The sequence below is a fragment of the Azospirillum sp. B506 genome (assembly GCF_000333595.1).
GTDB lineage: Bacteria > Pseudomonadota > Alphaproteobacteria > Azospirillales > Azospirillaceae > Azospirillum.
Genome location: NZ_BADK01000048.1, coordinates 1 through 9,245 on the forward strand (window position 1 = coordinate 1; position 9,245 = coordinate 9,245).

Below are 9,245 nucleotides of genomic sequence, written 5' to 3' on the forward strand. Positions count from 1 at the left end.
AGCGGACCGAGCTTGTCGCTCATGCCCCACTCCGTCACCATGCGGCGCGACATCTCGGTCGCCATCTTGATGTCGCCCGAGGCGCCGGTGGTCACCCGCTCCTTCCCGAAGATCAGCATATCTGATATTTGAGGGCGCCCTGCGTGTGCGGAAACCTTCCGGCTGCATGCGGCGTTTCACCGGAACGCCGTCTGTGACAATCAGCCTTTGGGAGCCCGCATGATCGCAGCAGAAAGCGCCGGTGCCGTCAGCAGCCTCGTGCCCGCGCGGATGGACCGGCTGCCCTGGGCGCGCTTCCACTGGATGGTGGTGGTCGGGCTGGGTGTCAGCTGGATCCTCGACGGCATCGAGATCCAGCTGATCTCAGCCTCCGGCTATAAGGACAGCCTCGGCATGTCGAGCGCCGAGGTCGGGCTGGCGGGAACCATCTATCTGATCGGTCAGGTGGTGGGGGCGCTGGTCTTCGGCCGGCTGACCGACCGCTGGGGGCGGAAACGGCTGTTCATCGCCACGCTGGCGCTCTACCTGATCGCGTCCGGCATCGCCGGTTTCGCCTGGACGCCTTGGTTTCTCTATGTCTGGCGCTTTATCGCCGGGATGGGCATCGGCGGCGAATATGCCGCCGTCAACTCGGCCATCGACGAGCTGATCCCGGCGCGCTTCCGCGGCCGGGTCGACATCGCCGTCAACGGCACTTACTGGGCCGGCGCGATGATCGGCGCGGTCGGCAGCGTCTTCCTGCTCGACCATTCGCTGGTGCCGGAGAACATCGGCTGGCGCATCGCCTTCTTCATCGGCCCTCTCTTGGGCCTGATCATCATCCAGCTGCGCCGGCACATTCCGGAAAGCCCGCGCTGGATGGTCACCCATGGCAGGGAGGAGGAGGCCGAAGGCATCGTCGACGACATAGAAGCCAGCGTGCGCGCCCAGGGCAAGATGCTGGCCCCCGTCGACCCCAAGCGGGCCATGCACATCGTTCCGGAGGATGCGGTGTCCTGGGCACAGCTGGTCGACGTGTTCTTCCGGCAATACCCGTCGCGCACGGTCCTGGGCGTGACGATGATGGTGACGCAGTCCTTCCTCTACAACGCGATCTTCTTCACCTATGCGCTGGTCCTGCAGAATTTCTACCATCTCGACCCGTCGCAGACGGCGGTCTATTTCTTTCCCTTCGCTGCCGGAAACCTGATCGGGCCGCTGCTGCTGGGGCCGCTGTTCGACACGGTGGGGCGGCGGCGGATGATCTTCGGCACCTATCTGCTGGCGGGAAGCGTGCTGCTGGTCTCCGCCTTCCTGTTCCGCCAAGGGGGACTGACCGCCAACACCCACACGATCTTCTGGTGCGTGTCCTTCTTCTTCGCCTCGGCCGGCGCCTCGTCGGCCTATCTGACGGTCAGCGAGATCTTCCCGCTGGAGGTCCGGGCGCAGGCGATCTCCTATTTCTTCGCCATCGCCCAGGTGGTGGGCTCCACCGGCCCGCTGCTGTTCGGCTGGCTGGTGGGGGAGGGGACGGAGCGCGCCCCGCTGTTCTGGGGCTATGTGCTGGGATCGGTCGTGATGATGGTCGGCGGGGTGGTGGCGCTGGTCTATGGCGTCGATGCCGAAGGCAAGGGGCTGGAGGACATCGCCGAACCGCTGACCAAGGCCGACCGCCGCCGTGGGGTGGGGGATGCTGCGGCGGAGACGATTTGACTGGCGGTGATTTGAGGTTTTCCTGACCTCAGCCCGCCTTCGTCACCTCGCATTGTCACGTTCGCGCGCGCCGTTCAGGAAAAGCCGCACCGCCTGCCGGACATAGCGGTCGAGGTCGGGGATGACCGGCGTGCTTTGCGGTAGGATCAGGCGGCGGATCACCAGATTGCCGGTGACCATGCCCAGGAAGGCCTGGGCCGCCGCCGCCGGATCGTCGATGCGCAGGGCGCCGCTGTCCGACAGCTGCTGCAGATAGTCGGCCAGCCGGCGAATGGCATTCTCCGGTCCGATGCGGAAGAAAGCCTCGGCGATGTCGGGGACGCGGTCCCCCTCCGCGATCAGGATGCGGATGGTGGCGGTTGCCTCCTCGTTGAGCAGGGCCTTGACCAGATGCAGGGCGAAGGCGGTCAGTCCCGCTTCCGGCGTCATTTGGTCGTCGCCCTGGATGGTGGCGAGGCCGGAGAGGATCAGGGTATTGTCCTCTTCCATGATGGCACGGAACAACCCTTCCTTGTCGCCGAAATGCTCGTACAGCGTGGCGCGGGATCCGCCGGCGACGGCGATGATGTCGCTCAGCGTCGTCTTCTCGAACCCCTTCTCGATGAACAGGCGCTGGGCGGCCGTCAGGATCGCCTGCCGGCGCGCCATGCCGCGCGGCCCGCAGGTGGCCGGTCCGCAAGGCGGTCCAGCCAGATGCGCGGCGGCTTGCTGGTGGCCGGAGTTGGGGCCGCTCTGGGCCTTATGGCTGCTGGTCATCTCGCTTTTCCTTCCGGCCGGTCGGTTCCGGCCGTCCCGATCCTGAACACACTCTTAAACAGGGCTGCAGGGTTTTCCGCTGTGCCTGTCGAGGGTGACTTTCCAAGCTCCAGCCCCATATCGCGCATCTGCGGAACCCCCTTGCGCGGTGCAGCATTCTGAATGTATCGTCTGGTACACTGTACTGTATGAGACAGTACTAAGCAACGGGGATGTGCCGGACTGCCTGACCCGCAACGTAGCAGGGAGACCGGTCGCCGACGCGCGGTGCCGAGACGAGGTAAAGAGATGTTCGAATCCAAGCCATTCATGACGCTGGCCGCGGCGGCCTGCCTGATCGTGGTGCTCGCCGGCTGCAACCAGCAGAAGCAGGCGGCCGGCCAGCCCCAGGGAGCCGGCGGCCCGCCGGAGGTGTCCGTCGCCACCGTCGAGCCGCAGCGCCTGCCGGTGACCACCGAGCTGCCGGGCCGCACCGCCCCCTACCGGGTGGCGGAAATCCGTCCGCAGGTCAGCGGCATCGTGCTGAAGCGCCTTTTCCGTGAGGGCAGCGAGGTCAAGGCGGGCGACCAGCTTTACCAGATCGATCCCGCCACCTATGAGGCTTCGCTGGCAAGCGCACAGGCCGATGTGCAGAAGGCCGAGGCCAACCTCCAGGCCGCCCGCAACAAGGCGTCGCGCTATGGCGATCTGGTCAAGAACAGCGTGGTCAGCAAGCAGGATTTCGATGATGTCCAGGCCTCGCTGAAGCAGAACGAGGCGCAGCTGGCCTCCGCCAAGGCGGCCTACAATCTCGCCAGCATCAACCTGAACTACACCAAGGTCTTCGCCCCGATCTCCGGCCGCATCGGCAAGTCGGCGGTGACGGAAGGCGCGCTCGTCACCTCCAACCAGGCGACGGCACTCGCCACCATTCAGCAGTTCGACCCGATCTATGTCGACGTGACGCAGACCGCCTCGCAGTTGATGAAGCTGCGCGAGGACATGGAGAGCGGCCGCATCCGCCCGGCGGAACCCGGCAAGATCCCGGTGACGCTGTTCCTGAACAGCAATGCCAGCGGCGACGACACCGCCTATCCGGCGAAGGGCGAACTGCAGTTCGCCGATGTGACGGTGGATGCCGGCACCAGTTCGGTTCAGCTGCGCGCGGTCTTCCCCAACCCAAACAAGCAGCTGCTTCCCGGTCTGTTCGTCCGCGCCCGCGTCGAGCAGGGGGTGGCCGAGAATGCCATCACCGTGCCGCAGGCTGCGGTCGCCCGTTCGCCCGACGGCTCCGCCCGTGTCTGGGTTGTCGGCGCCGACAACAAGGCGACCCCGCGCACCATCAAGACCGAACGTCCGGTCGGCAATGTCTGGCTGGTGTCGGACGGTCTGGCCGCCGGCGAGCGCGTGGTGGTCGAAGGCCTGCAAAAGGTCAAGCCGGGTGCGGTGGTGAAGCCGGTGCCGGCCCAGAACGCTCTTGCCGCGTTGCCTGAGAAGGCCGCTTCGGCCCGCTGATCCCAGGTACCTGATCCCACATACCGCCCGCCCAGGTACCGCCCGTAGGATACCGCTCCCATGTCCAGATTCTTCATCGACCGGCCGGTCTTCGCCTGGGTCATCGCCATCGTCATCATGATGGCGGGTGCCCTGGCGATCCTGCGGTTGCCCGTCGAGCAATATCCGAAGATCGCGCCGCCGACGGTCTCGATCACCGCCAGCTATCCCGGCGCCTCGGCCAAGACGCTGGAGGACACGGTCACCCAGGTCATCGAACAGAAGATGACTGGACTCGACCATTTCCGCTACATGTCCTCCAACAGCGACTCCTCCGGCAACGTCACCATCACCCTGACCTTCGAGCCGGAGGCCAACCCCGACATCGCCCAGGTCCAGGTCCAGAACAAGCTGCAGCTGGCCACGCCGCTGCTGCCGCAGGAGGTCCAGCAGCGCGGTATCCAGGTGTCGAAGGCTGGCAACGACTTCCTGCTGGTGGTCGGTTTTGTGTCCAGCGACGGGCGCCTCAGTCAGGGCGACATCGCCGACTACGTCACCTCCAATCTCCAGGACACGCTGAGCCGCGTCGAAGGTGTGGGCGACATCACCGTCTTCGGGCCGCAGCATGCGATGCGCATCTGGCTCGACCCCGACGCGCTGAACAACTTCGCGCTGACCACCACCGACGTTTCCAACGCGATCAAAACCCAGAACGCCCAGGTCTCCGCCGGCCAGCTCGGCGGCGCCCCGGCGGTGCCGGGCCAGCAGATCAACGCCACCATCACCGCCCAGTCGCGGCTGCAGACGCCGGAGCAGTTCGGCGCCATCCTGCTGCGTGTGAACCCCGATGGGTCGCAGGTGCGGCTGCGCGACGTGGCGCGGATCGAGATCGGGTCGGAAACCTACGAAATCAACGCCAGCTACAACGGCAAGCCGGCGGCCGGTGTCGGCATCAAGCTGGCGACCGGCGCCAACGCGCTGAACACCGCCGCCGCGGTCAAGGCGCGGGTCGCCGAACTCCAGCCCTTCTTCCCGTCGGGCATCGAGGTCATATACCCCTTCGATACGACGCCCTTCGTCCAACTGTCGATCCATGAGGTCATCAAGACGCTGTTCGAGGCCATCGTCCTCGTCTTCGTCGTGATGTACCTGTTCCTCCAGAATTTCCGCGCGACATTGATCCCGACCATCGCGGTGCCGGTGGTGCTGCTCGGCACCTTCGGCGTGCTTTCGGCCTTCGGCTTCTCGATCAACGTTCTGACGATGTTCGGCATGGTGCTGGCCATCGGCCTGCTGGTGGACGACGCCATCGTCGTCGTCGAGAACGTCGAGCGCGTGATGGGTGACGAGGGGCTTCCACCGCGCGAGGCGACGCGCAAGTCGATGGACCAGATCACCGGGGCGCTGGTCGGCATCGCGCTGGTGCTGTCGGCGGTGTTCGTGCCGATGGCCTTCTTCGGCGGGTCGGCCGGCGCCATCTACCGCCAGTTTTCCCTGACCATCGTGTCGGCGATGGCGCTGTCGGTGCTGGTCGCCCTGGTGCTGACTCCGGCGCTCTGCGCCACCATCCTCAAGCCGGTCGCTGGCGGTCATGGAGAGGGCCATGGAGAGGGCCACGGCCATGCGAAGGGCGGCTTCTTCGGCCTGTTCAACCGTGGCTTCGATGCCGGCAGCCGGGTCTATGTTCGCGGCGTGCGCGGGGCGGTGAACCGCCTGGGCCGCTATTTCGTCGCCTATGTGCTGATCCTGGGCGGGCTGGGCTACCTGTTCGTGCAGATGCCGTCCTCCTTCCTGCCGACCGAGGACCGCGGGCAGCTGTATGTGCTGTGGTCGGCGCCGCCCAATGCCAGCAGCCAGCGCACCGCCGAGACAGCCAAGGCCGTCACCAGCTATTTCCTGGAAAAGGAGAAGGACAATGTCGACGGCCTGTTCGCGATCGTCGGCTTCAACTTCTCCGGCCGCGGCCAGAATGCCGGCATGGCCTTCGTCCGGCTGAAGGACTGGAGCGAGCGCCCGCTGCCGTCGCAGAAGCCACAGGCCATCGCCGGCCGGGTCATGGGGGCGATGTCGAAGCTGAAGGACGCGGTGGTCTTCGCCTTCCTGCCGCCGTCGGTTCCCGGTCTCGGCAACGCCACCGGTTTCGACCTTCAACTGGTCGACCGCGCGGGTCTCGGCCATGACCGGCTGATGCAGGCGCGCAACCAGCTGCTGGGTGCGGCGGCGCAGAACCCGAAGCTGGTCGGTGTCCGCCCCAACGGGCTGGAGGATACGCCGCAGTTCAAGCTGGACGTCGACCGCGAGAAGGCGAGTGCGCTCGGCCTGTCGCTCAGCGACATCAACACGACGCTGTCGGTGGCCTGGGGGTCGTCCTACGTCAACGACTTCATCGACCTGGGCCGGGTGAAGAAGGTCTATCTCCAGGCCGACGCTCCCTACCGCATGCAGCCCAGCGACATCGACCGCTGGTATGTGCGCAATTCCAGCAACCAGATGGTTCCCTTCTCCGCCTTCATGACGGCGCAGTGGATCTATGGGTCGCCGAAGCTGGAGCGCTACAACGGCTCCTCCTCGCTGAACATCCAGGGGGCGCCCGCGCCCGGTATCAGTTCGGGCGAGGCGATGGCCGAGATGGAAGCGATGATGCAGAAGCTGCCGCCGGGCATCGGCTACGAATGGACCGGCCTGTCCTACGAGGAACGGCTCAGCGGGTCGCAGGCGCCGGCGCTCTACGCCCTGTCGATGATCTTCGTCTTCCTCTGTCTGGCCGCGCTTTACGAAAGCTGGTCGGTGCCGGTGTCGGTGATCCTGGTGGTGCCGCTGGGCGTCATCGGCGCCGTCGTCGCCGCGACGCTGCGCGGCCTGCCGAGCGACGTCTATTTCCAGGTCGGCCTGCTGACCACCATCGGTCTGTCGGCGAAGAACGCCATCCTGATCGTGGAGTTCGCCAAGGCGCTCTACGACCAGGGCATGGAGCTGAAGGAAGCAGCGGCGGAGGCCTGCCGTCAGCGTCTTCGCCCCATCATCATGACCTCGATGGCCTTCATCCTCGGCGTGCTGCCGCTGGCGATCAGCACCGGTGCCGGATCGGAGAGCCAGAATGCCATCGGCGTCGGCGTGATGGGCGGCATGATCTCCGCCACTGTGCTGGCGATCCTGTTCGTGCCGGTCTTCTTCGTCGCGGTCTACCGGCTGTTCGTCCGCCGCCGCCCCGGCCACGGCGCCCTGCCGCAGCCGGCGGCGGGAGATTGAGGCGCCCCCTCTCCCCCTGGGGAGAGGGGCTTTCCAGCTCGGACAGCAGCGTGTCCAGACCCTAGCTTTTTGATTTTCCGTGCGGTTCACGTTTCAGACGTGTGCGTCTGAAACGTGCGCACTCTGGGACCGCTGACGCCCATCGCACGCAGGGCAGCCGCGCAGGCCCCGGCATGGAACCGGCAGCCCTGCGACCATACCTTGTATGGCAACCGATGGCCGCCAGCCGGCCCCACCCCCGCCGCTGTTATGGATCGAACGATGATTCCCTTTTCCGTTCTCGACCTCAGCCCGATCGTCGAGGGGGCGACTGCCGCCGACAGCTTCCGCAATACCCTTGATCTTGCGCGCCATGCGGAGCGCTGGGGCTACAAGCGCTATTGGTTGGCTGAGCACCACAACATGCCGGGCATCGCCAGTGCCGCCACCGCCGTGGTGATCGCCCATGTCGCTGCTGGCACCTCGACCATTCGGGTCGGGTCGGGCGGGGTGATGCTGCCCAATCATGCGCCGTTGATGGTGGCGGAACAGTTCGGCACGTTGGAATCGCTCTATCCCGGCCGCATCGACCTCGGTCTCGGTCGCGCGCCGGGGACCGACATGATGACGGCGCGGGCGCTCCGACGCGACATGAGCGACAGCGGCGACCGCTTCCCGCAGGATGTCGTCGAACTCCAGATGTATTTCGAGGAACCGGAGTCCAACCAGCGCATCCGCGCCGTGCCGGGTGCCGGGCTGAAGGTGCCCTTGTGGCTGCTGGGATCCAGCCTGTTCAGCGCGCAGCTGGCGGCAATGCTGGGTCTGCCCTTCGCCTTCGCTTCCCACTTCGCGCCGGACATGCTGATGGAGGCACTGGCGATCTACCGTGCCCGCTTCGAGCCATCGGCGACGCTCGACAAGCCGCACGCCATGGTCGCCGCCAATCTGTTCGCCGCCGACACCGAGGCTGAGGCGAGGCGCATCTTCTCCTCAGCGCAGCAGCAGTTTGCCAACCTGCGCCGCGGCACGCCGGGCAAGCTGCCGCCGCCGGTGGACGATATCGAGTCCTGGTGGAGCAGCCCGGCCGAGAAGATGATGGTAGACCGCGCGCTGGGCACCATGGCCGCAGTGGGCACGCCGGACCAGGTGGCTGCCAAATTGACGGAGATCATTAGCGCCACCCAGGCGGAAGAGCTGATCCTGGCCGGCCAGATCTATGACCATGCCGCCCGCCTGCGCTCCTTCCAGATCGGGGCGGAAGTGCTCGACCAGATCGGCTGATCCGGTGATTTGATCGAAAATCACGAGGGGGCGAAAAAAGCGCTTGCGCGACCTCGTCCAGCCGGCCTATACACCGCCTCCCGCGACGCAGCACGGTCGGCAAGACAGTGTCGCTTCAAGGGAAACAGCGGTCTTCGCAAGTAACTGCCGAAATGCCTCAAAAAAAAGAGGTTGACAGCGAAAGTAAAGACCACTAAATAAGCCGAACACGACGCGATGATCCAAGACGGAGCGTCGCTGAAATGTTCGGAAGCGGCGCTCTGGTGCTGCGGGTTCTTTGACAAGTTTATACCGTGTTGTGAGAAGGGATGCGCAGGCGGCGGCAGTTGGTAGCCGTTGCGGCCTTGTGGTGTTGGTTCTTTTGGGGATCGGCACAATGAGGATCGTCTGTGCATCTTTTGAGCAGAGAAACTGTGAACAGTATCGACGTTTCAGGAGATCGCTATCGGCGGTCCTGTCAGTCGTGACTTTGGTCACGATCTGAACCTGAGAGTTTGATCCTGGCTCAGAACGAACGCTGGCGGCATGCCTAACACATGCAAGTCGAACGAAGGCTTCGGCCTTAGTGGCGCACGGGTGAGTAACACGTGGGAACCTGCCTTTCGGTTCGGAATAACGTCTGGAAACGGACGCTAACACCGGATACGTCCCCCAGAGAAATTTGGGCGGAGAAAGTTTACGCCGAGAGAGGGGCCCGCGTCGGATTAAGTAGTTGGTGAGGTAATGGCTCACCAAGCCTACGATCCGTAGCTGGTCTGAGAGGATGATCAGCCACACTGGGACTGAGACACGGCCCAAACTCCTACGGGAGGCAG

5 protein-coding genes, 1 rRNA gene and 1 pseudogene are annotated in these 9,245 nt (G+C 65.2%); 5 read left to right on the forward strand and 2 right to left on the reverse strand.

Features of this window, described 5'->3' with window-relative positions; genetic code table 11:
* A pseudogene (locus tag I71_RS35470) lies at positions 1 to 125 on the reverse strand (hypothetical protein); the annotation flags it as partial.
* Between the two features lie 94 nt (positions 126 to 219).
* On the opposite strand from I71_RS35470, the gene I71_RS01355 reads away from it, so the two are divergent.
* On the forward strand, positions 220 to 1,692 hold the full coding sequence (locus I71_RS01355; RefSeq protein ID WP_042689128.1) for an MFS transporter: 1,473 nt from the start codon (positions 220 to 222) through the stop codon (positions 1,690 to 1,692).
* Between the two features lie 42 nt (positions 1,693 to 1,734).
* On the opposite strand, the gene I71_RS01360 is transcribed toward I71_RS01355, so the two are convergent.
* Entirely contained in the window at positions 1,735 to 2,448 is a 714-nt protein-coding gene (locus tag I71_RS01360; RefSeq protein WP_083896905.1) for a TetR/AcrR family transcriptional regulator, read from the reverse strand.
* A 288-nt stretch (positions 2,449 to 2,736) separates the two neighbouring features.
* Here I71_RS01360 and I71_RS01365 point away from each other — a divergent pair, with 288 nt between their 5' ends.
* The 4 genes from I71_RS01365 to I71_RS01380 all read left to right on the forward strand — a co-directional run.
* Complete coding sequence (locus I71_RS01365) at positions 2,737 to 3,942, forward strand: efflux RND transporter periplasmic adaptor subunit (protein ID WP_042689130.1); 1,206 nt, start codon at positions 2,737 to 2,739, stop codon at positions 3,940 to 3,942.
* A 60-nt stretch (positions 3,943 to 4,002) separates the two neighbouring features.
* Entirely contained in the window at positions 4,003 to 7,170 is a 3,168-nt protein-coding gene (locus I71_RS01370) for an efflux RND transporter permease subunit (RefSeq protein ID WP_042689132.1), read from the forward strand.
* 261 nt (positions 7,171 to 7,431) lie between these two features.
* Positions 7,432 to 8,430 carry an LLM class flavin-dependent oxidoreductase gene (locus I71_RS01375; RefSeq protein WP_042689135.1) on the forward strand — a complete coding sequence of 333 codons (999 nt, stop codon included), beginning with the start codon at positions 7,432 to 7,434 and terminating at the stop codon, positions 8,428 to 8,430.
* Between the two features lie 482 nt (positions 8,431 to 8,912).
* Positions 8,913 to 9,245, forward strand: a 16S ribosomal RNA gene (locus I71_RS01380); the annotation flags it as partial.